The sequence below is a fragment of the Streptomyces sp. NBC_00620 genome (assembly GCF_026341825.1).
Taxonomy (GTDB): Bacteria; Actinomycetota; Actinomycetes; order Streptomycetales; family Streptomycetaceae; genus Streptomyces.
The window spans coordinates 949,394-975,761 of sequence record NZ_JAPENY010000001.1; the positions used below are offsets into that span (position 1 = coordinate 949,394).

Below are 26,368 nucleotides of genomic sequence, written 5' to 3' on the forward strand. Positions count from 1 at the left end.
AGTTCCCTTGAGACGCACCGGACGAAATTCGGCAGCGCAGGCCACCTTACCGGCGACACTGCCCCCCTTGGAACGACCAACCGGGGATGCCCCTTTTGTGGGGCATCCCCGGCTGGGATCGCTCAAGTCATCGAGACGCCTGGAGAATTCAGACGAGCTCGGTGACGGTACCGCCGGCGGCGGTGATCTTCTCCTTGGCGGAGCCGGAGACGGCGTCAACCGTCACCTGCAGCGCCACGGTGATCTCGCCCTGGCCGAGGACCTTGACGAGGCTGTTCTTGCGAACCGCACCGTTGGCGACGAGCCCCTCGACGGTGACTTCGCCACCCTCCGGGTACAGCGACGCCAGCTTGTCGAGGTTCACGACCTGGTACTCGGTCTTGAACGGGTTCCGGAAGCCCTTGAGCTTCGGAAGACGCATGTGGAGGGGCATCTGGCCACCCTCGAAGCGCTCCGGAACCTGGTAACGGGCCTTCGTGCCCTTGGTACCACGACCAGCCGTCTTACCCTTCGACGCCTCACCACGACCCACACGGGTCTTGGCGGTCTTGGCGCCCGGGGCGGGACGGAGGTTGTGGATCTTGAGCGGGTTGTTCTCACCCATGATCAGTCGACCTCCTCAACCGTCACGAGGTGGCGGACGGTGTGAACCATTCCGCGGAACTCGGGGCGGTCCTCCTTGACGACCACGGTGTTGATCCCCTTGAGACCAAGGGACCGCAGGGTGTCACGGTGGTTCTGCTTGCTGCCGATGTACGACTTCGTCTGCGTGACCTTGAGGCGAGCCATTACGCACCCGCTCCCGCACGTGCACGAAGCAGAGCCGCGGGGGCGACGTCCTCGAGGGGCAGACCGCGGCGGGCCGCGATCTCCTCGGGACGCTGCAGGCCCTTGAGGGCCGCCACAGTCGCGTGCACGATGTTGATCGCGTTGGACGAGCCGAGCGACTTCGACAGGATGTCGTGAACGCCGGCGCACTCCAGGACAGCACGCACCGGGCCACCGGCGATAACGCCGGTACCGGGGGAAGCAGGCTTGAGCAGGACGACGCCCGCGGCCTTCTCGCCCGTGATCGGGTGCGGGATGGTGCCCTGGATACGGGGAACCTTGAAGAAGTGCTTCTTGGCCTCTTCAACACCCTTGGCGATCGCGGCCGGCACCTCCTTGGCCTTGCCGTAACCGACACCGACGGTGCCGTCACCATCGCCCACTACGACGAGCGCAGTGAAGCTGAAGCGACGACCACCCTTCACAACCTTGGCAACGCGGTTGATCGCGACAACGCGCTCAACGTAGGCGGTCTTCTCGGCGGCAGCTGCGCCACCGTCGCGACCCTTCCGGTCCCGCCGCTCGCCGCCACCGGCACCGCTTCCGCGGCGCTGGGGTCCAGCCATTGGAATTACCTCTCTCTGTTTCCGCTAGCTACGGAACCGACTCAGAACTTGAGTCCGGCTTCGCGGGCGGCGTCCGCCAGAGCGGCAATGCGCCCGGCGTACTGGTTTCCACCACGGTCGAATACGACAGCCTCGACACCGGCGGCCTTGGCGCGCTCGGCAACCAGGGCGCCGACCGACTTGGCCTGCGCGGACTTGTCGCCCTCGGCACCGCGGACGGTCGTGTCCAGGGTCGACGCCGACGCCAGGGTGTGACCCTTAACGTCGTCGATGACCTGGGCCACGATGTGGCGGTTGGAGCGCGTCACGACCAGGCGCGGACGCTCAGCCGTACCCGAGATGTGCTTACGGATCCGGATGTGACGACGCTTGATGGCAGCACGCTTGTAAGCGTCGCCCTTAGCAATCTTGACACCGTATGCCATGGCTTACTTACCCGCCTTTCCGACCTTGCGGCGGATGACTTCGCCTTCGTACTTGACACCCTTGGCCTTGTACGGGTCGGGCTTCCGCAGCTTGCGGATGTTGGCCGCAACCTCTCCGACCTTCTGCTTGTCGATGCCCTCGACCGAGAAGTGCGTCGGGTTCTCGACCTTGAACGAGATGCCCTCGGGCGCCTCGACCGTGATCGAGTGGCTGTAGCCGAGCGAGAACTCCAGGTTGGAGCCCTTCGCCAGGACGCGGTAACCGACACCGCTGATTTCGAGCTTCTTCACGTAACCCTGGGTCACGCCGGTGATCATGTTCGCCACCAGCGTGCGGGACAGGCCGTGCAGGGCCTTGTTCTGACGCTCGTCGTTCGGGCGGGTGACATTGAGAATGCCGTCCTCACCCTTGGCGACATCGATAGGCGCCGCGACGGTGTGGGAGAGAGAGCCCTTGGGGCCCTTCACCTGGACCGTACGGCCGTCGATGGTGACGTCCACGCCGGCGGGAACCGTGATGGGGAGCTTGCCAATACGCGACATAGCTTTTTCCTCCGTTCCCTTCCGCTACCAGACGTAGGCGAGAACTTCTCCGCCTACGCCCTTCTTGCCGGCCTGCTGTCCAGTGAGGAGACCGTGCGACGTGGAGATGATCGCCACGCCGAGGCCACCGAGCACCTTGGGCAGGGAGGTGGACTTCGCGTACACACGCAGACCCGGCTTCGAGATCCGCTTGATGCCCGCGATGGAGCGCTCACGGTTCGGGCCGAACTTCAGCTCGAGGACGAGCTTCTTGCCGACCTCGGCGTCCTCGACCTTCCAGCCGGTGATGAAGCCCTCCTGCTGGAGGATCTCCGCGATGTGAGACTTGATCTTGCTGTGCGGCATCGCGACATCGTCGTGGTACGCCGAGTTCGCGTTACGCAGACGAGTAAGCATGTCTGCGATGGGATCAGTCATGGTCATGAATTGGCCTTCGGCCTCTCTCGCCGGGGTTTCCAGTGCGCCATCCCTCTCCCCACTCAGTGGCGGGACGGGTGCGGTGCGGGGACCTACGGCGTAGTAAGTCGTACGGGCGGCAGGCGCCCAACCCTCCTAGCCTAAGCCATGGAGAGCAGGGCACCTTACCGACCCATTGCTTACCGAGAGCCTCGGGTAATCCCAACTAAGGGATTACCAGGAGCTCTTGGTCACGCCCGGCAGCTCGCCACGGTGAGCCATCTCACGAAGGCAGATGCGGCACAGGCCGAACTTGCGGTACACGGAGTGCGGACGGCCGCAGCGCTGGCAGCGCGTGTAGCCACGTACGCCGAACTTGGGCTTACGAGCAGCCTTGGCAATCAGAGCCTTCTTCGCCATCTCGGTTACGCCTCCTTGAAGGGGAAGCCGAGGTGACGGAGAAGGGCGCGGCCCTCAGCGTCGTTGGTCGCCGTGGTGACCACGGTGATGTCCATACCCCGGACGCGGTCGATCTTGTCCTGGTCGATCTCGTGGAACATGACCTGCTCCGTGAGACCGAAGGTGTAGTTGCCACGGCCGTCGAACTGCTTGGGGGACAGACCACGGAAGTCGCGGATGCGCGGAAGCGCGAGCGACAGGGTGCGGTCCAGGAACTCCCACATGCGGTCGCCACGGAGCGTGACGTGGGCACCGATCGGCTGACCCTCACGCAGCTTGAACTGCGCGATGGACTTGCGGGCCTTGGTGACGGCCGGCTTCTGACCGGTGATCGTGGTCAGGTCACGGACGGCACCGTCCATGAGCTTCGAGTCACGGGCGGCGTCGCCGACACCCATGTTGACCACGATCTTGACGAGGCCGGGAACCTGCATGACGTTCGCGTACGCGAACTCTTCAAGCAGCTTGCCCGCGATCTCCTCGCGGTACTTCGTCTTGAGACGCGGAGTCGTGGTGGTAGCCATCAGATGTCCTCACCCGTCCGCTTGGCAACGCGGATCTTGTTGCCCTCGTCGTCGAAGCGGTAACCGACACGCGTGACGACCTTGTTGCCGTCCTTCTCAACGACCAGCTGGACGTTGGAGACGTGGACGGGCGCCTCGGTCGTGACGATGCCGCCGGCCTGCGAACCCTTTGCGGTCGGGCCGGCCTTGGTGTGCTTCTTGACCCGGTTGACACCCTCGACCAGGACGCGGTCCTCGCGGGGGTAGGCCGCAATGACCTTGCCCTGCTTGCCCTTGTCCTTGCCGGTGATGACCTGAACCGTGTCACCCTTCTTGATCTTCATGCTTACAGCACCTCCGGCGCGAGCGAGATGATCTTCATGAACTTCTTCTCGCGCAGCTCCCGGCCCACCGGGCCGAAGATACGGGTGCCACGAGGGTCGCCGTCGTTCTTGAGAATGACAGCGGCGTTCTCGTCGAAGCGGATGTACGAGCCGTCCGGACGGCGGCGCTCCTTGACGGTGCGAACGATGACCGCCTTGATGACGTCACCCTTCTTCACATTGCCGCCGGGGATCGCGTCCTTGACGGTGGCGACGATGACGTCGCCGATGCCCGCGTAGCGGCGACCGGAGCCACCGAGCACACGGATGCAAAGGATTTCCTTCGCACCAGTGTTGTCGGCGACACGCAGTCGCGACTCCTGCTGGATCACGTCTATCTCCTGATTGTCTGCCGGTTCCCGGGGCGGGGTCGGCCTTTACGGCGACCCCGCCCCGAGCCTGGCGGAACCAACCTGAGGGAAACCCCTCAGGTAATTACTTGGCCTTCTCGAGGATCTCGACGATGCGCCAGCGCTTCGTCGAGGACAGCGGCCGGGTCTCCATCAGGAGGACGCGGTCGCCGATGCCGGCGGCATTCTGCTCGTCGTGGGCCTTGAGCTTGCTGGTACGGCGGATGACCTTGCCGTACAGCGCGTGCTTGACGCGGTCCTCGACAGCGACGACGACGGTCTTGTCCATCTTGTCGCTGACGACGAGACCCTCACGGGTCTTACGGAAGCTACGAGCCTCAGCGGTCTCGGTCACGTTGTTCTCACTCATCAGGCGCTCTCCACCGTCTCGATGCCCAGCTCGCGCTCACGCATCAGGGTGTAGATCCGCGCGATGTCCTTGCGGACGGCCTTGAGCCGCCCGTGGTTCTCGAGCTGACCGGTCGCCGCCTGGAAGCGGAGGTTGAACAGCTCTTCCTTGGCTTCGCGAAGCTTCGCGAGAAGCTCCTCGTCACCCAGTTCGCGCAGCTCGGACGCCTTGGTACCGGCCGACATCACGCTTCACCTGCCTCGCGCTTGACGATCCGGCACTTCATCGGCAGCTTGTGGGCTGCGCGAGTAAGGGCCTCACGGGCGATCTTCTCGTTGGGGTAGGACAGTTCGAACATGACCCGGCCCGGGTGCACGTTCGCGACCCACCACTCGGGCGAACCCTTACCGGAACCCATGCGGGTCTCGGCAGGCTTCTTGGTCAGCGGGCGGTCCGGGTAGATGTTGATCCAGACCTTGCCGCCACGCTTGATGTGGCGGGTCATCGCGATACGCGCCGCCTCGATCTGGCGGTTGGTCACGTAAGCCGGCGTGAGGGCCTGAATGCCGTACTCGCCGAACGAGACCTGCGTACCGCCCTTGGCCTGACCACGGCGCTTCGGGTGGTGCTGCTTGCGGTGCTTGACCCTACGAGGGATCAGCATGTCGGTCAGGCCTCCGTTCCGGTGCTCTCAGCCGGAGCGGCAGCGGCGGCGGGAGCGTCGGCCTTGGGGGCCTCGGCTGCCGGCGCGGACTGCTGCTGCGGCTTGCGGCCGCGGCCGCCACGCTCGCCACCACGGGCACCACCACGGGCCGGGCGGTCACCGCCGCCACCCGCGCCACCGCGCGCCGGGCGGTTACCCGCACGGGCAGCGGCGTTCTCGGCGCGGACCTCGGCGATGTTCTTGACGTTGCCCTTGTAGATCCAGACCTTCACGCCGATGCGGCCGAAGGTCGTCTTGGCCTCGAAGAAGCCGTAGTCGACGTTCGCGCGGAGCGTGTGCAGGGGCACACGGCCCTCGCGGTAGAACTCCGAGCGGGACATCTCGGCGCCGCCGAGACGTCCACCACACTGGATCTTGATGCCCTTGGCGCCGGCCTTCATCGACGACTGCATGCTCTTACGCATGGCACGCCGGAAGGAGACGCGGGAGGACAGCTGCTCGGCAACGGCCTGAGCAACCAGCTGAGCGTCCGTCTCGGGGTTCTTGACCTCGAGGATGTTCAGCTGGACCTGCTTGCCCGTGAGCTTCTCGAGGTCGCCGCGGATGCGGTCGGCCTCGGCGCCACGGCGGCCGATGACGATGCCGGGACGCGCGGTGTGGATGTCCACACGCACACGGTCACGGGTGCGCTCGATCTCAACCTTCGAGATGCCGGCGCGCTCCATGCCGGACGTCATCATCCGACGGATGGCGACGTCTTCCTTGACGTAGTCCTTGTACAGCTTGTCGGCGTACCAACGGGACTTGAAGTCCGTGGTAATGCCGAGCCGGAACCCATGCGGGTTAACCTTCTGGCCCATTACCGGGTTCCTTCCTTGCTGCTGACGACCACGGTGATGTGGCTGGTCCGCTTGCGGATCCGGTAGGCACGGCCCTGGGCGCGCGGACGGAACCGCTTCAGGGTCGGACCCTCGTCGACGTACGCCTCAGAGATGACAAGGCTGCCGGCGTCGGTGTGGTCGTAGTTGTGCGCGGCGTTGGCGATGGCGCTGTCGAGCACCTTGCCAACCGGCACGCTCGCGGCCTGCGCGGCGAAACGCAGGACCGCCTGAGCCTCCGTGGCATCCATGCCACGGATAAGGTCCACCACACGGCGGGCCTTCATGGGCGTAACGCGGATGTACCGCGCCTGGGCCCTGGCTTCCATGGTTGTCCTTCCAGTGTCTGTCATGGTCGATTCCACCCCGCGCTAGCGGCGCTTCGTCTTCCGGTCGTCCTTGACGTGACCCCGGAAGGTGCGCGTCGGCGAGAACTCGCCGAGCTTGTGGCCGACCATCGACTCGGTGACAAACACCGGGATGTGGATCTTGCCGTTGTGCACCGCGATCGTGTGACCGAGCATGGCCGGGATGATCATCGAGCGACGGGACCAGGTCTTGATGACGTTCTTGGTGCCGGCTTCGTTCTGTACGTCCACCTTCTTGATCAGGTGGTCGTCGACGAAGGGCCCCTTCTTGAGACTGCGCGGCATCTAAACCCGCTCCTAGCGCTTCTTGTTCGACTTGCGGCGGCGGACGATGTACTTGCTCGAAGCCTTCTTCGGCGAGCGAGTACGACCCTCCTTCTGACCCCACGGGGAGACCGGGTGGCGACCACCGGAGGTCTTGCCCTCACCACCACCGTGCGGGTGGTCAACCGGGTTCATCGCCACACCGCGAACGGACGGGCGGACGCCCAGCCAGCGCTTGCGGCCGGCCTTGCCCCAGTTGATGTTGCTCTGCTCTGCGTTGCCGACCTCGCCGACCGTGGCGCGGCAGCGCTGGTCGACCAGACGGATCTCACCGGAGGGCATGCGGAGGTGGGCCATGGTGCCCTCCTTCGCGAGCAGCTGCACCGAGGCGCCGGCGGAGCGGGCGAACTTGGCGCCGCCACCCGGACGGAGCTCGATCGCGTGGATCGTGGTACCGACCGGGATGTTGCGGAGCGCCAGGTTGTTGCCCGGCTTGATGTCGGCCCCAGGACCGTTCTCGACGCGGTCGCCCTGCGACAGGTTGCGGGGGGCGAGGATGTAACGCTTCTCGCCGTCCGCGTAGTGCAGCAGCGCGATGCGCGCGGTGCGGTTGGGGTCGTACTCGATGTGCGCGACCTTCGCCGGCACGCCGTCCTTGTCATGGCGACGGAAGTCGATGACGCGGTAGGCGCGCTTGTGTCCGCCACCCTGGTGGCGAACGGTCACACGACCGGAATTGTTACGGCCGCCCTTGCTGTGCAGGGGGCGAACCAGCGACTTCTCCGGCGTGGACCGCGTGACCTCGACGAAGTCGGCGACGCTGGAGCCACGGCGGCCCGGCGTAGTCGGCTTGTACTTGCGGATTCCCATTTCTCAGTCCTCGTCCGATATTCGGACCAGGGCGCTCCGTTAGGAGGCCTGGCCGAAGATGTCGATACGGTCGCCCTCAGCGAGGGTCACGATCGCGCGCTTGGTGTCAGCACGCTTACCGAAACCGCTCTTGGTCCGCTTGCGCTTACCCTGACGGTTGATCGTGTTGACGCCGGTGACCTTGACCGAGAAGACCGCCTGGACGGCCTGCTTGATCTGGGTCTTGTTGGCGCCCGGCGCGACGACGAAGGTGTACTTGCCCTCGTCGAGCAGCGCGTAGCTCTTCTCGGAGACGACCGGCTTGAGAAGGACGTCACGGTGGTCCGTGAAGCTCTTGCTCAGCGGCGTCTCGACGGTGTTCTTGCCCTCGGTCTCGTGGCGCTTCGCCTTGGCGATGCGCGCGACCTTCTTGGCCTTGGCGGCCTTCGAGGCAATGCTCGGGTGACGCGTAGCCATCAGGCTTCGCTCCCTTCGGTGTCAGCGGCCTGGGGGCCAGACACGAAGGACTCGAAAGCGGCCTGGGTGAAGACCACGTCGTCCGAGACGAGAACGTCGTACGTGTTCAGCTGGCCCGGCTCCAGGATGTGGACCTGGGGCAGGTTGCGCGCGGAAAGCAGCGCGGCCTCGTTGGAGCGCTCGATGACCAGGAGCACGTTCTTGCGCTCCGAGATCTTGCCGAGGAAGCTCTTCGCGGCCTTGGTGGAGATGGTCTCGCCGTCGATCACGTCGGTGATGACGTGGATGCGAGCGTTGCGGGCCCGGTCGGTGAGGGCGTGGCGCAGGGCCGCGGCCTTCATCTTCTTCGGGGTCCGCTGCGAGTAGTCACGCGGCGTGGGGCCGTGGACGACGCCACCGCCGGCGAACTGCGGGGCGCGGGTCGAACCCTGACGGGCGCGGCCGGTGCCCTTCTGGCGGTAAGGCTTGCGGCCACCACCGCGGACCTCGCCACGACGCTTGACCTTGTGCGTGCCCTGACGGGCAGCGGCCAGCTGTGCGACGACGACCTGGTGGAGCAGCGGGATGCTGATCTTCTCTACATCGAAGATCTCGGCCGGGAGCTCAACAGTCCCAGCGGTGTCGCCGGAGGGCGACTGAATGTCAATGGTGGTCATGTTCCTCAGACCCCCTTCGCCGCGGTACGGACCAGGACGAGGCCGCCGTTCGGACCGGGGATGGCTCCCTTGATGAGGAGCAGTCCCTTCTCCGCGTCAACAGCGTGAACGGTCAGGTTCTGTGTGGTGACCCGCTCGTTGCCCATACGGCCCGCCATACGCATGCCCTTGAACACACGGCCGGGGGTGGCACAGCCACCGATGGAACCGGGCGAGCGGTGCTTGCGCTGGACACCGTGTCCGGCGCCGAGGCCACGGAAGTTGTGGCGCTTCATGACACCGGCGAAGCCCTTGCCCTTGCTCTTGCCGGTCACGTCCACCTTGACGCCGGCCTCGAAGGTCTCGGCGGTGATCTCCTGGCCAAGGGTGTACTCGCTGGCGTCAGCGGTACGGATCTCGACGAGGTGGCGGCGGGGGGTGACGTCGGCCTTGGCGAAGTGACCCTTGAGGGGCTTGTTCACCTTGCGAGGGTCGATCTCGCCGAAGGCGATCTGGACCGACTCGTAGCCGTCGGAGTCATTCGTACGGACCTGGGTCACGACGTTCGGGCCGGCCTTGACGACGGTGACGGGAACAACACGGTTGTTCTCGTCCCACACCTGCGTCATGCCGAGCTTCTCGCCCAGGATGCCCTTGATCTGCTTAGCCATTCTCAGATCACCGATCCCTAGAGCTTGATCTCGATGTCGACACCGGCCGGGAGGTCGAGTCGCATCAGGGAGTCAACGGTCTTGGGGGTCGGGTCGAGAATGTCGATCAGGCGCTTGTGCGTGCGCATCTCGAAGTGCTCGCGCGAGTCCTTGTACTTGTGCGGCGACTTGATGACGCAGTACACGTTCTTCTCAGTGGGCAGCGGCACCGGGCCCGCGACCGACGCACCAGTACGCGTCACCGTCTCGACGATCTTCTTCGCCGAGGAATCGATGACCTCGTGGTCGTAGGCCTTGAGCCGGATGCGGATCTTCTGTCCCGCCATGGCTACTCAGTAGTCCTTTGTCTAGTGAAACGCTCTGGAACCCGGGGGTTCGCGTCCCCGTCCTCCGACCCACGCGGTCGGGTGTGTCGCGCTCCTGCCGCACAGATATCCGTTACGGATTTTCCCTGCGAGGGACGCGGCCCGCCCGAAAGCAACCGCTGGACCGGGGGCTGGAACACCCACCGGGCGCCTGGTCTGCACCCCGCTGACACTTCCCGAAAGATTCCCGTACGTCCGCCTCAGCGCTGCCTTACGGCAGTTGAAGCGACGAGTACTGTGGGACTCGCTTCCGGTCCTCCCGACGGGAGACGCGCAGCATCGGCACTCGACCGAGCAACTCCGACAGTCTGCCATACGGGGCATGGGCCTGGCCAATCGAGCCGAGGATCGTACCCCGAAGGTGACGCAGGTCAAACACAGGCTCGGTCCATCGGGCCCTGTTCCTGATCAAGCCGTGTTTCCGGCGTTGCGCAGCCGGGCGAAGGAGGTGTCGAGCCCCTTCTTCAGCAGCCGCGCCACGGGACGCTCCACGAAGCGGTGGACCAGGTAGCTCAGGACCAGGAAGCCGGCGATCACGGCGACGACCAGCAGCCGGGGGTCCATGGTGTCGTGCAGGCGGTTGATCAGCGCCGTACCGGCCGCGTAGTGCATCAGATAAAGCGGGTACGTCATCGTGCCGGCGGTGACGAGCCACTTCCAGCGGATCCGGTCGGTCATGCCGAGCGCGATACCGACCATGACCAGCAGGAACACCGTGAAGATCAGCACGGCACCGCGCCAGCTGGAGACGTGCTCGACCGAGTCGATCCGGTGCCCCAGCTCCAGCTGACCCATCAGCCACGACATGGCGAGGATGCCCCACAGCAGCAGGTCCTGGCCGAAGCGGTGCATGAGGTAGAGGGCGAGCCCCGCGATGAAGTACCAGGCACCCTCGGGGTTGGCGACGAGCACCAGCAGGGGGAACTTGGACACCGGGGCGAGCATCGCCGCGGCACCCCACACGCAGCAGAAGATCACGACCCTGCGGTACGTCAGGCCGGCGGCGACGACGATCATGAAGAGCAGGTAGAAGCGCAGTTCCGCCCAGAGGGTCCAGTAGACGCCGTCGGCGTTGGCCACACCCGAACCGGACTGCAGCATCGTGAAGTTGAGCAGGATCTCCCGCAGCCGCAGTCGCTCCCACACCCCGGGTACGGCCACCAGGACGGCCGTGGTGAAGGCGATGGCGAACCAGTACGCCGGGTAGAGCCGGATCACCCGCGAGACGAAGAACTGCCGCGGGGTGCGCCCCCAGCACGACATGCAGATCACGAACCCGCTGATCACGAAGAAGATCTCGACGCCGATCCAGCCGTATGTGGCGACGCGGAACACGTTGGGCATGATGTCGGACACCGGACGGTCCCAGATGATGTTGCCCGGCTGGTTGCTCCGGTTCGTGCCGGCGAAGTGGTGCACGGCCACCATCAGCGCGGCGGCTATCCGGATGCCGTCGATGGCGTACAGCCGGCTGCCCGCCCGCTGCGCGCGAGCGGTGGCGGGCTTCCCCTCCCGGACGGGCGCGGGCGGCTGCACGAGCCGCTCGGCCGCGGCGACACCGGTGCGCCAGTCCGACTCGGCGAGCGGGGGAAGCGGCTGTTTCAACCCACCCGCGCCCCGCACGGGTATCGCCGATTCGCCTGCCGCGCCGCGCATGAGCACCCACCCGCCATCACAAGGGAATCCGGAGCCGAACAGCCACCGGAACAGCTCAGGCTACGACCGTCACAACCACCCCACAGCGACCAGACAAGAACATTACTCACGCGCGAGACCCGCAGTTGCCGAAACCGCCACCGAGACGCCGCACGGCGTTCCCCGATGCTTCACCTGGCGAAGGCGGAAGCTTCAACTCCGGGAGGCGGGCGCCTACTCGGGCCGGAGAGTCCAGACGGGTGAGCCCTGGGGCGGCAGCGGGCGGACCCGCAGCCGCGTGAAGTCGATGGCCGCGTCCGCGTGTACGTCTCCCGTCGGAAGCCGATCCCTTTCGTCGGGGTAGTAGTACGCGCCATGGGCCCAGAATTCCGGGCCCTCGTGACACATGAGGTCGGGGTAGGGCTCGATGTCCAGGCCCTGATACCTCTCATTGATCCTGGCCACCGCCTCGGCACGGGAAATCCCGAATCGCCCCACCATTTCGCTCGCCATCTCGCGAAAGTATCCGAGCATCCCTTCATCGAGACGCAGCAGGAACTCCGCGGTTCCCTCGTCACGGCCCGGCTTGGGCGGCCAGGCCCAATCCCCGTCACCCACGCCGGATTCCTCCTGTCCCGTGCTGATGGCCGGCTCAGTCCCAGGGCAGGCACACCGGCTTGCGTTTCCACCACTCCCCGAGCGCGACCTCGGGCTTCTCCTTCGCGGTGCTCCTCCGCCCCCAAATCCAGAGGGCACCGGCCGCGTACGAAACCCACCCGCTCACGGGCGGCGTCCGCGCAGGGCCCGCCAGGCATCGCCCACGGCATCCTCTGACCGCGTCCACCAGTACTCCAGTTTGTCCAGCACGGTGATACGCACCATCTGCCACTTGAACCACGGCGGCAGCTGCCGGAACGGCACAAAGGTCAGGGTGTCTCTGATGGCGTCGTCGGCGGTGCCAACGGGGCCCTCGGCGCGCAGCGCGGCGTACAGCTCTGGTGTCAACTCGCCGTTGAGCCGGGCCGCGGTGAACGCCGCGGTGAACGCGAACCCGCGTTGAGCGATGTCCGGCAGCCGCATCGCCCGGACAATCCGAGGCGACGCCTCCTCCAGCGAACAGTTGAAGGCCAGCCCGATCACCGCCGTCCCAAGATGTCCCGCGCCGCGCTCGAATGCCGCGTCCACCTCGGCGGGGTCGTCGACACCCAGCAGACCCTCGCCACTTTCCCAGTCGTGCGGGGACGTCCGGCCCATGGGAATCACGACTCCCAATACGGACGGCCGACGCGGATCCGGATCTGCCGGTCGCGGTCGACGTGCACCGCGACGACTCCCTCGACGACGTCCCCGACCTCAGGCATCGGGACGGGCGGAGCATCGGGGTCGTTGATGGTGCCGTCCGGGTTGTACGACAGGAGGTCGATGAAGCCGTGAACTTCGGGAGCGTCCTCGAGTTCCAGGAAGACCCCGAAGTCGAACCGGTCCTTCACCCTTCCCCGAGCGGTGGACCCCACGGGGTACCTATGCTTGGCCTCTTCCCAGGATTCTTCCGTCATTACTTGTGCCGCACTCTCGGATATTGATTCAAATCTTCGACAATGTTGTTCGGAATTTCCAGCTCCTTATCGGGGCCTCCTTCATAGTCTCGCTCGTACTTTTGATATTTCGCAGCGTACTCCGATTTCGGAATTTTGATTTCAACGACGCCTTCACCGTAGGCCTTGGCGTATTTATCGGCCACGGAGCGCTCTTTCGCGAAGTAGACCCGCCCGTTGGGGTATATGTAATCAGGACCGTTCGGATCCCCGGGGAAGTCGTCTGCACGATATCCATGCAGCTCCTGGGCCTCCCCCTGGTTTCTCCCCGGCGCTTTGAAGATGGACTGTGTGCACTCGTCCGGCGCGAGCCCCAGGTGGTCGGTCCAGGTGTGGGGGTTCGGAACGTAGGTGCTGGGGTTGGGGGCAGGGGCGAGGCCGAGGGGATCCGCGGTGAGATAGCGGCCGGTCTCGGGGTCGTAGTGTCGGAAGTAGTTGTAGTGGAGGCCTGATTCCGGGTCGAAGTACTGTCCGGGAAACCGCAGCGGCGTGTACGTCCTGCTGTCGGCCGTCCATGCAGTGGTTCCCCAGAGGGCGCTGCGGGCGCGCCAGGCGATGTCCCCGGTTTCGTCGACGAGTTCGGTAGGGGTACCGACGAGATCGGTGACGATCGAGAAGAAGCGGGAGTCGATCTCGTCCTGGGACGCGTCAACGGCGGATACCCGTTCGGTCTGCGCGACGGGGTGCAGGCCCTGGTGATCCCAGGTGACGGTGACCGGGTTGGGCAGTTCCTCCGCCACGGTGGTCTGTTCACAGAGGGTCGTGCCGTCCCAGGCAAATACGGTCTGCTCCCTGACGGTCTCGCCGTCGGGGGCAAGACGTTGCTTGGCACTACGGCGCCCCAGGGGGTCGTACAGGTAACGCCACTGAGTGCCGTCCGGCGTGATGACGCTCGTCAGACGGTCCTCGGCGTCCCAGATGTACCGCCAGGTGTCCGGCTTGCGGGAAAGACGTGTCTTCTGGCGAAGGGTGACGCGGCCGAGGCCATCGTGCTCGTAACGGAATTGCCCGGCGCGGGTGAGGTCTGTGCCCGCGTACGTGCGCGGCCCGGTGCTCTCATGACCCGGGTGGCTACTTGGCCAGTCGGCGTGCGTCTGGTTCCCTGCCGCGTCGTAGGCGTAGGTCTCGGTCCACGTGCGGGCGTGGACCGCGGTGACCCGGCCGACCGCGTCCAGGTCGAAGTGGCGGGCACCGGAGAACTGCTCGTCGACGCCGATGACGTTGCCATCGGCGCGGTAGGTGTAGGCACGCTGCTGGACCGATTCACCATCTGCCCTGATCACCGACTGAGCGGTACGGCGGCCCAGTTCGTCGAAAGTGTGGGCCAGGGTGACGTTCGCACCGAAGTGGCGGGCGACCTCCCGGCCCGACGGGGTGCGCTCGAAGTCGATCACCCGACCGGCGGTGACGAGCCGCGCCAGATTGCCCACGGCGTCGTGGGTCCTCACGCTGGTCGCCCCAGCGGGGGTGGTACGGCGGGTGCGACGCCCCCTCTCGTCGTACCCGAAGGTGAGGATGCGCCCGTCGACGGTCTCGGACAGCAGCCGGCCGAGGCGATCACGTTCGATCGTGAGCGAGGAGTCCGGCCCGGTGGCCCGGGTGAGTCGGCCGGCCAGGTCGTGGGCGAAGGTGGTGACCGCCCCGGCAACGTCCTTGCGGACGATCCGGCCGAGCACGTCGTGGTCGAACGAAACGGCCTCGCCAAGGGCATTGGTGCGTGACGTGAGCCGTCCCGCGGCATCGTGCGTGTAGGTGACCGCGCGGCCGTCGAAGTCCGTCTCCGACACCAACCGCCCACCAGCGTCGTAGTCGTAACTCCAGGCCAGCCCCAGCGGGTTGGTGACCCGGGTAACGCGCAGCGACGCGTCGTAAGCAAACTCGTAGCGGGCGCCGTCGGGGCCGGTACGGGCCTCCAACAGATCGAAGTGGGTGTACTCGAAGCGAGAGATCTGACCGAGTTGGTCAGTGTGGCTGGTGCAGTTGCCCTCGCCGTCGTACGTCCAAGTCTCGCTCTCGCCGTGAGGCGTCGTACGGCGCACCAGCCGGTCCTCCGTCGACCAGGCGGAGTGCGTGGAGTGTCCTGCCGCATTCGTGAAGGTGACAGGCCGGCCCAGAGCGTCACGTTGCCAGGAGAGGACGCCTTCCAGAGGGTCCGTGGTCCGGATGGGCAGACCTGCCGCGTCACAGCGCACCGTGGTGGTGTGCCCCAGCGCGTCGGTGATGGCCACAGGGTGGCCCGCCGCCGTATAGGTGCTGCGCTCGGTCTCCCCGGCCGGATTGGTGATGGCGGTGCAGTTGCCTCGTGCGTCGTAGGTGTACGTCCAGGAGGTGCCGTCCGGCAGTTCGATGGCTGTGGCGAGGTTGAGGTGGTTGTACGTGACGCGTACGACGCTGCCGTCCGGCCGGACCATCTCGGCGGGCTGGCCCAGCTCGTTGTTGACGACATTCGTGGTGTGCCCGAGCTGATCCGTCGAGGATATGAGGTGGTGCCCGCTGTCGTACGCAGTGCGGACCATGCCGCCCAACGGGTCGATCTCAGCGACAACCAGACAGTTTTCGTCGACGACGTAGCGAGAAGTGGCCCCTTCGGCCGAGGTGACCTCCGTGATGCGGCAACCGGGCCACGCGGGATCGGCGACGTCGTAGGAGAAGGTGTTCGTCACATCCCCCGCCTCACCGCCCTGAGCGATGCAGCGGTCCTGGTCGTCATAAGTGTAGTCGTAACGGCTCCCGTTGGTGTCCCGCCACGACGAGACGCGCAGTCGCTCGTCGTAGGTGAACTCCATCGGCGTGCCCGACGAGTTGACGACGGAGGTGAGGTTGCCGTCTGTGTAGTCGTAGCGCTTGATCGTGAGATCCGAGCCGTCCTCACCGCCACCCGCCAGGCCCAGAGCGGTGACCCGGTCGTCCAGCACGGTCAGGGTGAGGTGGTATCCGCCCGAGTGCCGGATCGCGAGGGGCGTGCCGTCGGTGTCGTAGTCGAATTCGATCGTGTTGTGGTTGCGGTCGACGATGCGCTCCAGGAGCGCCAAGCCCTCCCGAGGCGGGGAGAATTGCTGACTCTGACCGGTGATCGGGTCGTCGACTCGGTAACCGCCCGTGTCCAGGCGGGTCAGGGGCCGGCGTGGACCGCTCTCGGGGTGGACGTGCGCGTTCGGCCCTTGGGGGTGGGGATACTCGAGCAGCAGACCGTCATCGGTGACGAGGACAAGACCTTGCGCGTCGATCTCGAGTCTCTGGTCGATGGTGGAAGCCCAGGTGGGGCCGAACCACCAACCCGTGCGGTATCCGGATGCGACCCGGCGAGTGAAGGCCAACGGCAGGACGGCGGGAAGGGTGACGTCCGTCTCCGCCAAGAACATCTGCCCGGTGGCCGCGTCAACCGGGTCACCGCAGCCCTTGATCTTGCTCTTCAGCCGGTTGTAGGCGCCCTTCGCCCCGTCCGCGAGCGCACCGCGGGCCGACTTGCCCAAGCCGCGCGCGGCCAGGCCCATGCCCTTCAAACCGCCCCTGAGTCCCTTGAGAGCGGCCGCCCCGCCCTTGAGGCCCTTGGCGAGGCCGCCGAGGGTGGTCAGCCCCTTCATGCCGGGTATGCAGTCGAGTGCCGCGAATGCGACGTCCCATAGGGAGGCCTGGCCCTTCGCGTATTTGTTGAGGGTGTCGGCGAGGACGACGAGGGCGGCGATCAGCAGGATCGCGCCGAGGATCGGCCCCCCGATGATCATCGCGATGATGCCGACGACGGCGACAACGACCTTGCAGACCGTGACGATGGTGTCCCAGTTGTCGGTGAACCAGTCCCCGACCTCCTCCCACCACTTCCGGTTCCGGATCCCCGCGTCGGAGGCTTCATCGATCTTGGTTTTGGCCTCCCGCGCCGCGTCCTCACGCATCTTCCGGGCGTCCGCGGCCATCTTCTTCGCCGCATCCAGCGCGTCCTGCGCGGTGGACACGTCCGACTGGGCGGACGTCTGCGCGGTCTTGGCGTGCTGGGCGTCCCGGGTGGCGGCGCGGACCTTGGCCTCGTCGGGCTTCTCGGTGCTTTTGCTGCCGGTCGGATCGTCCTTGTACTTGTCCGCTTCCTTGCCGGCCTTCGTCACCCACGAATCAGCCGAGGACAGACGGGACTTGGCCGAAGTGAGATCGCTCTGGGCAGTACGGCCGTTGGCCAGCGCCCGGTCGGCGAGGGCCTGGGCACGCTCCAGCTTCGGCCAGTACGCCGCCAGCGCACCCCCCGCCATGTCGTACGACGTCCTCAGCTTCTTCAGCTGCTTCGGCACACCCGAAAACTGATCCTGGAACGCCATCGCCGACTTACCCGCCCACTGCAGAACCGCTTCCTCGTCCGCCATCCCCTTGATCAGACGCAGCGCATCCCCCACGTCATCGGCAAAGTCGAGGAGATTCTTGGACAGCAGGCGCACCCGGTCCGGATCCCCCGGCGTCGGATCCCTCTCCAGATCCAGGACATGCCAATCACTCGGCCGATTCCCCGCCACACCGCAACCCCCGTCACGCCCGCCCCACCAACAACCGTACGCATCAGCGAATTTACAGGAGGCGGGGGCGCCTGCCCTAGGTCAACGCTCAGAGGCGTACGACACGCGGGGGTCGTTGCCATCTCGACGCACTCACTGCTGCTGTTGGCGCTGTCGCTGCAGCCGCTCTTGAACCAGCGGATCTCCGGGGTGGCTACCCGCACCTCCACCTGGAGCACCCCCACGCGACACCCGGCCCCCGCCGTCTGATGGTGGACCCATGGCAGAAGAGACCACCACCCTGACCGGCCAGCCCCCTCCCCCCGTACGGGACTGGCCGCCCCGTGAGCTGCACGCGACCGACTTCGACCCGGTGCTGGCGGAGCTGATGCGCGAAGGGCCGATGACCCGGATTCGCCTCCCCCATGGGGAGGGCTGGGCGTGGCTCGCCACCCGCCACGACGACGTCAAGATGATCACGAACGACCCGCGCTTCAGCCGCGCCGAGGTCGTCGACCGCCAAGTCACCCGGATCGCACCGCACTTCAAGCCCAAGCCGGGGTCGCTGGCGTTCGCCGACCAGCCCGACCACAACCGGCTGCGCAAGGCGGTGGCGGCCGCGTACACCGTGGGAGCGGTGAAGCGGCTGCGCCCGCGCGCGCAGGAGACGCTCGACGCCCTCGTCGACGGCGTGCTCCACGACGGTCCCCCCGCCGATCTCATCGAGCGGGTCCTCGAACCGTTCCCCATCTCCGTCGTCTGCGAGGTCATGGGCGTACCCGAAGCCGACCGGGAGCAGATCCACGCCTGGACCCGGCAGATCATCTCGACCGCGGGCGGCGCCGAGGCGGCCGAGCGCGCCAAGGACGGCATGTACGGGTACATCGCGCAGGCCATCCGCGACCGAAGCCGGAGCGACAGCGAGGACGTGCTCTCGCTGCTCGGCGCCGCCGTCGGACGCGGTGACATCAGTGAGGCGGAGGCCATCGGCATCGCCGGCCCTCTCCAGATCGGCGGAGAGGCCGTCACCCACAACTGCGGCCAGATGCTCTACCTCATCCTGACCGACCCCGAGCTCCTCGACCGCGTGCGCTGCCAGGCCGAGTCGCGCCCCGCCGCCATCGACGAGCTCCTGCGCTTCATCCCGCACCGCACCTCGGTCGGGCTGGCTCGCATCGCCCTCGAGGACATCGACATCCAGGGCGTACGCATCAGCGCGGGCGACCCCGTCTACGTCTCCTACCTCGCCGCCAACCGCGACCCGGACGTCTTCCCCGACCCCGACCGCATCGACGTCGACAGGGACACGAGCGCGCATCTCGCCTTCGGCAACGGCCCCCACTTCTGCACGGGCGCCGTCCTCGCCCGTATGCAGACCGATCTCCTGATCAACACCCTGCTCGACCGCCTGCCAGGGCTGCAGCTCGCCGTGCCCGCCGACGAGGTCCTCTGGCGGCAGCGCACGATGATCCGCGGGCCGGTGACTCTGCCTGTCACCTGGTGACGGCCGGAGCATGGCAAAAGGGCCCGTACGACCGAAGTCGTACGGGCCCTTTCAGGAGCTCTTGAAGGAGCTACCAGGTCAGGCGATCGACAATTACTTGTTGATCGAGATGACCTGGCCGGCGCCCACGGTCCGGCCACCCTCACGGATGGCGAACTTCAGGCCCTCTTCCATGGCGACGGGCTGGATGAGGTCGACCGTCATCTCAGTGTTGTCGCCGGGCATGACCATCTCCGTGCCCTCGGGGAGGGTCACAACACCGGTCACGTCAGTCGTACGGAAGTAGAACTGGGGACGGTAGTTGTTGAAGAACGGCGTGTGACGGCCACCCTCGTCCTTGGACAGGATGTACGCCTGGGCCTCGAACGAGGTGTGGGGCGTGACCGAGCCGGGCTTGATGATGACCTGGCCGCGCTCGACGTCCTCGCGCTTGATGCCACGGAGGAGCAGACCGACGTTCTCACCGGCGCGACCCTCGTCGAGCAGCTTGCGGAACATCTCGATGCCGGTGACCGTGGTGGTGGTCTTCTCCTGCTTGATGCCCACGATGTCAACGGTCTCGTTGACCTTGAGGATGCCGCGCTCGATACGACCGGTGACGACGGTGCCACGACCGGTGATCGTGAAGACGTCCTCGATCGGCATCAGGAACGGCTTGTCGACGTCACGCTCGGGCTGCGGGATGTTCTCGTCGACGGCCTTCATCAGGTCGAGGACGGTCTGGCCCCACTCCTTGTCGCCCTCAAGGGCCTTGAGCGCCGAGACCTTGATGACCGGAAGGTCGTCGCCCGGGAACTCGTACTCGGAGAGCAGCTCACGAACCTCGAGCTCGACGAGCTCCAGGATCTCCTCGTCGTCCACCATGTCGGCCTTGTTCAGGGCGACAACGATGTACGGAACGCCGACCTGGCGGGCCAGGAGCACGTGCTCCTTGGTCTGCGGCATCGGGCCGTCGGTGGCCGCGACCACGAGGATGGCGCCGTCCATCTGCGCCGCACCCGTGATCATGTTCTTGATGTAGTCCGCGTGACCGGGGCAGTCGACGTGGGCGTAGTGACGCGTCTCGGTCTGGTACTCGACGTGCGCGATCGAGATCGTGATACCGCGCTGGCGCTCCTCAGGAGCCTTGTCGATCTGGTCGAAGGCCGAGGCCTCGTTCAGGTCCGGGTACGCGTCGTGCAGCACCTTGGTAATGGCGGCCGTGAGGGTCGTCTTACCGTGGTCGATGTGACCGATGGTGCCGATGTTGACGTGCGGCTTAGTCCGCTCGAACTTTGCCTTCGCCACTGGGGTCCTCCTGCGGAGTGGTTCTGGTACGCCTTACTCATCGGCGCCAGGTGATCTTTGCTGGGATGCCGCCCGCCGGGGTTTACCCTCCCGGGTCTACCCCGGCGGTCGGTGTCAAGCCTAAAGCGTGCAAACGGGGTGTGTTACTCGCCCTTGGCCTTCGCGATGATCTCCTCGGCGACGTTCCGGGGAACCTCGGCGTAGGAGTCGAACTGCATCGAGTAGCTTGCGCGACCCGAGGTCTTGCTGCGGAGGTCGCCGACGTAGCCGAACATCTCCGAGAGGGGCACGAGGCCCTTCACGAGGCGAGCGCCGTGACGCTCCTCCATGGCCTGGATCTGGCCACGGCGGGAGTTGATGTCACCGATGACATCGCCCATGGACTCCTCGGGCGTGGTGACCTCAACGGCCATCATCGGCTCGAGCAGAACGGGCGACGCCTTGCGCGCGGCCTCCTTGAAGGCCTGCGATCCGGCGATCTTGAAGGCGAGCTCCGAGGAGTCGACCTCGTGGTAGCCACCGTCGAGAAGAATGACGCGGACGCCAGTCATCTCGTAGCCCGCGAGGATGCCGAACTGCATGGCTTCCTGCGCACCCGCGTCGACCGAGGGGATGTACTCCCTCGGGATGCGGCCACCGGTGACCTTGTTCACGAACTCGTACGCCGGACCGTCGGCCTCGAGGATCGGCTCGATCGCAATCTGCACCTTGGCGAACTGACCGGTACCACCGGTCTGCTTCTTGTGGGTGTAGTCGTGACGCTCGACGGCCTTACGGATCGTCTCACGGTAAGCGACCTGCGGCTTGCCGACGTTGGCCTCGACCTTGAACTCGCGCTTCATACGGTCGACCAGCACCTCGAGGTGCAGCTCGCCCATACCACCGAGGATGGTCTGGCCGGTCTCCTCGTCCGAGTGAACGTGGAAGGAGGGGTCCTCCTCCGCGAGACTCTGGATGGCGACACCCAGCTTCTCCTGGTCACCCTTGGACTTGGGCTCGATGGCGACCTGGATGACCGGCGCCGGGAAGTCCATGGACTCCAGGATCACCGGGTTCTTGTCATCGCAGAGCGTCTCACCGGTCGTGGTCTGCTTCAGACCCATGACGGCGACGATGTCGCCGGCGCCCACCGACTCGATCTCCTCACGCTTGTTCGCGTGCATGCGGTAGATCTTGCCGATGCGCTCCTTCTTGCCCTTGACGGAGTTCAGCACCGCGGTGCCGGTCTCCAGGCGGCCCGAGTAAACCCGGACGAAGGTGAGCTTGCCCAGGTGCGGATCGCGCATGATCTTGAACGCGAGCGCGGACAGCGGCTCGTCCACCGACGGCTTGCGCTGGACGACGACCTCGGAGTCCTTCACGTCGTGGCCCTCGATGGCCTCGACGTCAAGCGGGGTCGGCAGGTAGCGCACGACCGCGTCGAGCAGGGGCTGAACGCCCTTGTTCTTGAACGCGGTACCGCAGAACACCGGGGTGACCGTGACGCCGTCGGACTTGCCGGACGCGATGGTGACGCGACGGATCGCGGCGTACAGCTGCTCCTCGGTGGGCTCCTGGCCCTCCAGGAACAGCTCCATGATCTCGTCGTCGTGCTCCGCGACGGTCTCGACCAGCTTGCCGCGGTACTCCTCGGCAGCCTCGGCGTGCGTGGCGGGGATGTCGACGACGTCGTACATCTCGCCCTTCTCCGCCTCGGCGGACCACACGAGCGCCTTCATGCGGACCAGGTCCACAACGCCCTTGAAGTCCATCTCGGCACCGATCGGCAGCTGCATGATGATCGGAACGGCGCCGAGCCGGTCCTTGATCATGTCCACACAGCGGTGGAACTCGGCGCCGGTACGGTCCAGCTTGTTCACGAAGCAGATGCGCGGCACGCCGTAACGGTCGGCCTGACGCCACACCGTCTCGGACTGCGGCTCGACACCGGCGACACCGTCGAACACCGTGACGGCACCGTCGAGGACGCGGAGCGAACGCTCCACCTCGACCGTGAAGTCGACGTGCCCGGGGGTGTCGATGATGTTGATCGTGTAGTCGTTGTCCTCAAGCGGCCAGTGACAGGTGGTGGCAGCAGAGGTGATCGTGATGCCACGCTCCTGCTCCTGCTCCATCCAGTCCATGGTGGCAGCGCCGTCGTGGACTTCACCGATCTTGTAGCTGACGCCGGTGTAGAAGAGGATCCGCTCGGTGGTGGTCGTCTTGCCCGCGTCGATGTGAGCCATGATCCCGATGTTGCGGACCCTGGCCAGGTCAAGTGAAGTGGTAGCCATAAGGCTTCGGTCTTCTCTCGGTCTCGATGTGGGTAGCGACTACCAGCGGTAGTGCGCGAAGGCCTTGTTGGACTCGGCCATCTTGTGGGTGTCCTCGCGCTTCTTCACAGCGGCACCGAGGCCGTTGGAGGCGTCGAGAAGCTCGTTGAGCAGACGCTCGGTCATGGTCTTCTCGCGACGGGCGCGGGAGTAACCGACGAGCCAGCGCAGCGCGAGCGTGCTGGCGCGACCGGGCTTGACCTCGATCGGCACCTGGTACGTCGCACCGCCGACTCGGCGGGACTTGACCTCGAGGGTCGGCTTGATGTTCTCCAGAGCGCGCTTGAGCGTGATGACCGGGTCGTTGCCGGTCTTCTCGCGCAGGCCCTCCATGGCGCCGTAGACGATGCGCTCGGCGGTGGAGCGCTTGCCGTTCATCAGCACCTTGTTGATGAGGGAGGTCACCAGAGGGGAACCGTAGACCGGGTCGATGATGACCGGGCGCTTCGGGGCGGGGCCCTTACGAGGCATTTCTACTTCTCCTTCTTGGCGCCGTAGCGGCTGCGGGCCTGCTTGCGGTTCTTGACACCCTGGGTGTCAAGCGAACCGCGGATGATCTTGTAGCGAACACCGGGCAGGTCCTTCACACGGCCGCCGCGCACGAGCACGATCGAGTGCTCCTGCAGGTTGTGTCCCTCACCCGGAATGTAAGCGGTGACCTCGATCCCGCTGGTCAGACGCACGCGCGCGACCTTACGCAGGGCCGAGTTCGGCTTCTTCGGGGTGGTCGTGAACACACGCGTGCAGACGCCGCGACGCTGGGGCGAACCCTCGAGTGCGGGCGTCTTGTTCTTCTCGACCTTGTCCTGCCGGCCCTTCCGGACCAGCTGCTGGATCGTAGGCACTACTTCTCCGGTTTCTGTGTGCCGAATGGTGGAGCTAACCTGGAACATCGCCGACCCACGCGGTCGGGTGTGTCGAAGCCTGCAGACTTCCGCCGAAAGGCGAAAAGGGCGCAGATTTACGGTGACCGCTTACGGCTTCCCCTGCGGTTCGAAGGCACGCACGGGAGCCAGGGCACACCCCAGGCACAAGGCTTGAGCGTACCTACCTCATTCGCTGTGGTCAAAACAAATGCCGAGCGGCCGACACACCGGGGGTTCCGACCGGGGCCCGACACGGATGTGCAAGTCTGTCGCGATCTTCAGTACAGACAGTTCACAACCGCCGGGACAGCGAGTCACGCTCTGGGTCAGGCGGTCGGACGGGGGGAACCGTCATGAGCACGATTTCCGACGACACGGCAATCGATTCTGACATACCGGACACGCGGCGAAAGTGGTGGGAACGGCCGGAGTGGCGGGCCTGGCGTCCCCGAATACCCGGCGGCGGCCGCGGCCGGGTATTCGGGCTGCCGGCAGGAGTGCGACCGTACGCCGCCCCGCTAATCCTCTACGGGGTCACCAAGCTCGTAGGGCTCGGCGTCTTCGCCTGGCTGCTGGAGAGCGCCGGCGAGTACCACAAGAAGAAGCCGCGCTTCGGCGGCGGCGCCCACTGGTGGGACGTACTCGGCAGCTGGGACGGCTGGTGGTACCTCCAGGTCGCCGAGAAGGGCTACGAACCCCGCCCGCTGGAGCGGCTCGACCCCGGCGGCATGTTCACGGTCAAGCAGAACTCGGTCGCCTTCTTCCCGCTCTACCCGGGCATGATCCGGACGGTGTCCGAGGTCACCGGCCTCGGCCTGTTCGGGTCCGGCCTCCTGGTCTCGGTCCTGGCGTCGTTCGTCGCCGCCGCCGGCATCTACGCCGTGATCTCGCTGCTCGCGGGGGCCCGCGCGGGCACGATCGCCGCCGGGCTGTGGGCGGTGGCGCCCGGCGCGGGCGTCGAGTGGGCGGTGTACTCGGAGTCCGTGTTCGTGGCGATCGCCGCCTGGACCTGCCACTGCGTGATGAAACGCCGCTGGGTGGCCGCAGGGCTGCTCGCCTTCCTGGCCGGGCTCAACCGCCCCACGTCCGCAGCGCTAATCGGTGCCGTGGGGCTGGCCGCACTGGTGACGCTGGCGCGGCGGGAGAGCAGACGGGAACACGGGGTCGCGGGCCCGGTGTACGCCATGTTCGCCGCGCCGCTCGGCCTGCTCACGTACATCACCTGGGTCGGCCTCAGCATGGGCGACCTCACGGCCTACTTCACGCTCCAGCGGGACGGGTGGGCCCACTACTTCGACTTCGGCGACTACACCCTGGACGTCCTGCGCAACACGGCGGTCGGCAAGCACGACTACATCTTCGCCTTCTCCGTCCCGGACCTGCTCGCCGTACAGCTGGTCCTGGCCCTGCCCTTCCTGATCGCCCTGATGCTCCGCAAACGACCACCCCTGGTACTCATCGCCTACACCCTGGCCGGCATCGTCTCCGTACTGGGCACCCAGCAGATGTTCGGCAACACCTCCCGCTACCTGCTCCCCTGCTTCCCGCTACTCCTCGCCCCGGCAGCGGCCATGAGCCGCCTGAAGCTCCCGAGCCTGGTGGTGTTCTTCACGACGGCGGCGGTGGCGTCGGGGTGGTACGCGCATTACGTGATCTTCGAGTTGGGGATTCCGTAGGGGGATCCGTAGCGCGACACGGTCACAAGAAGGGCCCCGAGCACGTCCACCACGCGCTCCCGGTCGGCGTTCGAGGCAAGCAACGAGGCCTCCCACGGGCGTTATCATATTGTAATAATGCACCCTTCCCGGTGATCCGCTGGCAGCACCAATAGCAGCTGCCTGTGCGCCGGCCCCCTGTCCCGGAAGGCACTCCTCGGCCAGGGAGGCCGATTGTCGCTCGTTCCCTACATGGTTGCCTCAAGTACGTTGGCAGGTTGCGGAACAACGGGTATCTGCACAGGTGATCACGGGGGCGGCGGGATGACCGGGGGGCGTACACGCGCGTGGGACGACGACGGTTTCGACGACAGGGTGCCCTTTCTGGCTCGCCTTGGCAGAGAGGACCGCGTCGCCCTGATTGCGATAGGCCGCCCCCTGCACTACCGGGCGCGCAGCGTGATCATGCATCAGAACGAGCCGTCCGCCCATGTGCTTCTCCTCCTGCACGGGTGGACCAAGGTCACCGCCATCGCGGTCAACGGCTATGAGGCCCTGCTCGCTCTGCGCGGCCCCGGCGACATCGTCGGCGAGGGCGCGGCGCTCAGCGGACGCCATCGCTCGGCGACCGTGACGGCTCTGGAACCGGTCGAAGCGGTCGCCATCGACCAGGGCCGCTTCACTGCTTTTCTCACCGATACCCCGGGGGTCGCTCTGCAGTTGCTGAGTCTGACTACCGACCGGCAGCGCTCGACCGATCGCCGCCGACTGGAGTGGGCGGCGCTCACTGTGCGCGAGCGACTGGCGGTTCTGCTGCTCGAACTCGTCCGTACACACGGGAGCCGTACGGACGAGGGAATCGAACTCACCATCCGCCTGAGCCAGCAGGAGTTCGCGGGATCGGTCGGCTCCTCTCGCGAGGCGGTCGCCCGGCTCCTGAGGGAGTTGCGGGCCCGAGAGGTGGTCGTTACCAGACGCCGCCGCATGGTCGTCGTCCGTCCCGACGTGCTGCGCCGCATCATCGGCGAGAAGTCCGCGTGACCGCACATCGTCGGTTCCCGTT

The 26,368-nt window shown here is 66.1% G+C and carries 33 protein-coding genes; 3 read left to right on the plus strand and 30 right to left on the minus strand.

Annotated features, from left to right (window positions below; translation table 11 throughout):
- Positions 1 to 148: 148 nt before the first annotated feature.
- From rplO to OG246_RS04315, 26 genes are all read right to left on the minus strand, one after another.
- Positions 149 to 604, minus strand: a complete 456-nt coding sequence (gene rplO, locus OG246_RS04190) for a 50S ribosomal protein L15 (protein ID WP_266455972.1) — start codon at positions 602 to 604, stop codon at positions 149 to 151.
- Positions 605 to 606: 2 nt separating this feature from the next.
- Positions 607 to 789, minus strand: a complete 183-nt coding sequence (gene rpmD / locus OG246_RS04195; RefSeq protein WP_006376032.1) for a 50S ribosomal protein L30 — start codon at positions 787 to 789, stop codon at positions 607 to 609.
- Entirely contained in the window at positions 789 to 1,394 is a 606-nt protein-coding gene (rpsE, locus tag OG246_RS04200; protein ID WP_006376045.1) for a 30S ribosomal protein S5, read from the minus strand. Before rpsE ends, rpmD begins: the two co-directional genes overlap by 1 nt.
- 41 nt (positions 1,395 to 1,435) lie before the next feature.
- Complete coding sequence (rplR, locus tag OG246_RS04205) at positions 1,436 to 1,819, minus strand: 50S ribosomal protein L18 (RefSeq protein WP_168510320.1); 384 nt, start codon at positions 1,817 to 1,819, stop codon at positions 1,436 to 1,438.
- A gap of 3 nt (positions 1,820 to 1,822) precedes the next feature.
- Positions 1,823 to 2,362, minus strand: coding sequence for a 50S ribosomal protein L6 (rplF, locus tag OG246_RS04210; protein ID WP_266455979.1), 540 nt, complete (start codon positions 2,360 to 2,362; stop codon positions 1,823 to 1,825).
- 24 nt (positions 2,363 to 2,386) lie between these two features.
- Positions 2,387 to 2,785 carry a 30S ribosomal protein S8 gene (gene rpsH / locus OG246_RS04215; protein WP_081218894.1) on the minus strand — a complete coding sequence of 133 codons (399 nt, stop codon included), beginning with the start codon at positions 2,783 to 2,785 and terminating at the stop codon, positions 2,387 to 2,389.
- Between the two features lie 207 nt (positions 2,786 to 2,992).
- Entirely contained in the window at positions 2,993 to 3,178 is a 186-nt protein-coding gene (locus OG246_RS04220) for a type Z 30S ribosomal protein S14 (protein ID WP_261705331.1), read from the minus strand.
- A 5-nt stretch (positions 3,179 to 3,183) separates the two neighbouring features.
- The gene (rplE, locus tag OG246_RS04225) at positions 3,184 to 3,741 is read right to left on the minus strand and encodes a 50S ribosomal protein L5 (RefSeq protein ID WP_266455990.1); all 558 of its coding nucleotides are present in this window, start codon (positions 3,739 to 3,741) and stop codon (positions 3,184 to 3,186) included.
- Positions 3,741 to 4,064: a 50S ribosomal protein L24 gene (rplX, locus tag OG246_RS04230; protein WP_266455993.1), complete on the minus strand. Its 324-nt coding sequence runs from the start codon at positions 4,062 to 4,064 to the stop codon at positions 3,741 to 3,743. The genes rplE and rplX overlap by 1 nt, the downstream gene beginning before the upstream one ends.
- 2 nt (positions 4,065 to 4,066) lie before the next feature.
- On the minus strand, positions 4,067 to 4,435 hold the full coding sequence (rplN, locus tag OG246_RS04235) for a 50S ribosomal protein L14 (RefSeq protein ID WP_003992364.1): 369 nt from the start codon (positions 4,433 to 4,435) through the stop codon (positions 4,067 to 4,069).
- Positions 4,436 to 4,538: 103 nt separating this feature from the next.
- Positions 4,539 to 4,823 carry a 30S ribosomal protein S17 gene (rpsQ, locus tag OG246_RS04240; RefSeq protein WP_266455996.1) on the minus strand — a complete coding sequence of 95 codons (285 nt, stop codon included), beginning with the start codon at positions 4,821 to 4,823 and terminating at the stop codon, positions 4,539 to 4,541.
- Positions 4,823 to 5,047 (minus strand): 50S ribosomal protein L29, encoded by a 225-nt coding sequence (gene rpmC, locus OG246_RS04245; RefSeq protein ID WP_003998824.1) that lies wholly within the window; start codon positions 5,045 to 5,047, stop codon positions 4,823 to 4,825. The genes rpsQ and rpmC overlap by 1 nt, the downstream gene beginning before the upstream one ends.
- On the minus strand, positions 5,047 to 5,466 hold the full coding sequence (gene rplP, locus OG246_RS04250; RefSeq protein ID WP_099500627.1) for a 50S ribosomal protein L16: 420 nt from the start codon (positions 5,464 to 5,466) through the stop codon (positions 5,047 to 5,049). The genes rpmC and rplP overlap by 1 nt, the downstream gene beginning before the upstream one ends.
- 5 nt (positions 5,467 to 5,471) lie before the next feature.
- Complete coding sequence (gene rpsC / locus OG246_RS04255) at positions 5,472 to 6,326, minus strand: 30S ribosomal protein S3 (RefSeq protein WP_266456011.1); 855 nt, start codon at positions 6,324 to 6,326, stop codon at positions 5,472 to 5,474.
- Entirely contained in the window at positions 6,326 to 6,673 is a 348-nt protein-coding gene (rplV, locus tag OG246_RS04260) for a 50S ribosomal protein L22 (RefSeq protein ID WP_266456014.1), read from the minus strand. Before rplV ends, rpsC begins: the two co-directional genes overlap by 1 nt.
- A 42-nt stretch (positions 6,674 to 6,715) precedes the next feature.
- Positions 6,716 to 6,997, minus strand: coding sequence for a 30S ribosomal protein S19 (gene rpsS / locus OG246_RS04265; protein WP_266456015.1), 282 nt, complete (start codon positions 6,995 to 6,997; stop codon positions 6,716 to 6,718).
- 12 nt (positions 6,998 to 7,009) lie between these two features.
- A complete protein-coding gene (rplB, locus tag OG246_RS04270; RefSeq protein ID WP_043676819.1) occupies positions 7,010 to 7,846 on the minus strand; it encodes a 50S ribosomal protein L2 in 837 nt (278 codons plus the stop codon).
- Positions 7,847 to 7,885: 39 nt separating this feature from the next.
- Positions 7,886 to 8,302, minus strand: coding sequence for a 50S ribosomal protein L23 (gene rplW, locus OG246_RS04275; RefSeq protein ID WP_266456020.1), 417 nt, complete (start codon positions 8,300 to 8,302; stop codon positions 7,886 to 7,888).
- Positions 8,302 to 8,958: a 50S ribosomal protein L4 gene (gene rplD, locus OG246_RS04280; protein ID WP_266456022.1), complete on the minus strand. Its 657-nt coding sequence runs from the start codon at positions 8,956 to 8,958 to the stop codon at positions 8,302 to 8,304. Before rplD ends, rplW begins: the two co-directional genes overlap by 1 nt.
- A 5-nt stretch (positions 8,959 to 8,963) precedes the next feature.
- Positions 8,964 to 9,608 (minus strand): 50S ribosomal protein L3, encoded by a 645-nt coding sequence (gene rplC, locus OG246_RS04285; RefSeq protein ID WP_266456024.1) that lies wholly within the window; start codon positions 9,606 to 9,608, stop codon positions 8,964 to 8,966.
- Between the two features lie 17 nt (positions 9,609 to 9,625).
- Positions 9,626 to 9,934 (minus strand): 30S ribosomal protein S10, encoded by a 309-nt coding sequence (gene rpsJ, locus OG246_RS04290; protein WP_003948644.1) that lies wholly within the window; start codon positions 9,932 to 9,934, stop codon positions 9,626 to 9,628.
- 447 nt (positions 9,935 to 10,381) lie between these two features.
- Positions 10,382 to 11,629: an acyltransferase gene (locus tag OG246_RS04295; RefSeq protein ID WP_266456026.1), complete on the minus strand. Its 1,248-nt coding sequence runs from the start codon at positions 11,627 to 11,629 to the stop codon at positions 10,382 to 10,384.
- Between the two features lie 213 nt (positions 11,630 to 11,842).
- Positions 11,843 to 12,226, minus strand: a complete 384-nt coding sequence (locus OG246_RS04300) for a hypothetical protein (protein WP_266456028.1) — start codon at positions 12,224 to 12,226, stop codon at positions 11,843 to 11,845.
- Between the two features lie 162 nt (positions 12,227 to 12,388).
- Positions 12,389 to 12,862: a hypothetical protein gene (locus tag OG246_RS04305; protein ID WP_266456030.1), complete on the minus strand. Its 474-nt coding sequence runs from the start codon at positions 12,860 to 12,862 to the stop codon at positions 12,389 to 12,391.
- A 5-nt stretch (positions 12,863 to 12,867) separates the two neighbouring features.
- The gene (locus tag OG246_RS04310) at positions 12,868 to 13,098 is read right to left on the minus strand and encodes a hypothetical protein (protein ID WP_266456032.1); all 231 of its coding nucleotides are present in this window, start codon (positions 13,096 to 13,098) and stop codon (positions 12,868 to 12,870) included.
- Positions 13,099 to 13,163: 65 nt separating this feature from the next.
- On the minus strand, positions 13,164 to 17,627 hold the full coding sequence (locus OG246_RS04315; RefSeq protein WP_266456034.1) for an RHS repeat-associated core domain-containing protein: 4,464 nt from the start codon (positions 17,625 to 17,627) through the stop codon (positions 13,164 to 13,166).
- A 334-nt stretch (positions 17,628 to 17,961) separates the two neighbouring features.
- Between OG246_RS04315 and OG246_RS04320 the strand changes: the two genes are divergently transcribed.
- Positions 17,962 to 19,185, plus strand: a complete 1,224-nt coding sequence (locus OG246_RS04320; protein ID WP_266456035.1) for a cytochrome P450 — start codon at positions 17,962 to 17,964, stop codon at positions 19,183 to 19,185.
- Between the two features lie 93 nt (positions 19,186 to 19,278).
- Here the strand turns inward: OG246_RS04320 and tuf are convergent, their stop codons facing one another.
- The 4 genes from tuf to rpsL form a co-directional block, all read right to left on the minus strand.
- On the minus strand, positions 19,279 to 20,472 hold the full coding sequence (gene tuf / locus OG246_RS04325) for an elongation factor Tu (RefSeq protein WP_266456038.1): 1,194 nt from the start codon (positions 20,470 to 20,472) through the stop codon (positions 19,279 to 19,281).
- 143 nt (positions 20,473 to 20,615) lie between these two features.
- Positions 20,616 to 22,745, minus strand: coding sequence for an elongation factor G (gene fusA / locus OG246_RS04330; RefSeq protein WP_266456041.1), 2,130 nt, complete (start codon positions 22,743 to 22,745; stop codon positions 20,616 to 20,618).
- Positions 22,746 to 22,784: 39 nt separating this feature from the next.
- The gene (gene rpsG, locus OG246_RS04335) at positions 22,785 to 23,255 is read right to left on the minus strand and encodes a 30S ribosomal protein S7 (RefSeq protein ID WP_055517367.1); all 471 of its coding nucleotides are present in this window, start codon (positions 23,253 to 23,255) and stop codon (positions 22,785 to 22,787) included.
- A 2-nt stretch (positions 23,256 to 23,257) separates the two neighbouring features.
- The gene (gene rpsL, locus OG246_RS04340) at positions 23,258 to 23,629 is read right to left on the minus strand and encodes a 30S ribosomal protein S12 (protein WP_003948652.1); all 372 of its coding nucleotides are present in this window, start codon (positions 23,627 to 23,629) and stop codon (positions 23,258 to 23,260) included.
- A 374-nt stretch (positions 23,630 to 24,003) separates the two neighbouring features.
- On the opposite strand from rpsL, the gene OG246_RS04345 reads away from it, so the two are divergent.
- Positions 24,004 to 25,326, plus strand: a complete 1,323-nt coding sequence (locus OG246_RS04345) for a glycosyltransferase family 39 protein (protein ID WP_266456054.1) — start codon at positions 24,004 to 24,006, stop codon at positions 25,324 to 25,326.
- Positions 25,327 to 25,629: 303 nt separating this feature from the next.
- Complete coding sequence (locus OG246_RS04350) at positions 25,630 to 26,346, plus strand: Crp/Fnr family transcriptional regulator (protein WP_266456057.1); 717 nt, start codon at positions 25,630 to 25,632, stop codon at positions 26,344 to 26,346.
- The last annotated feature ends 22 nt before the right edge of the window (positions 26,347 to 26,368 follow it).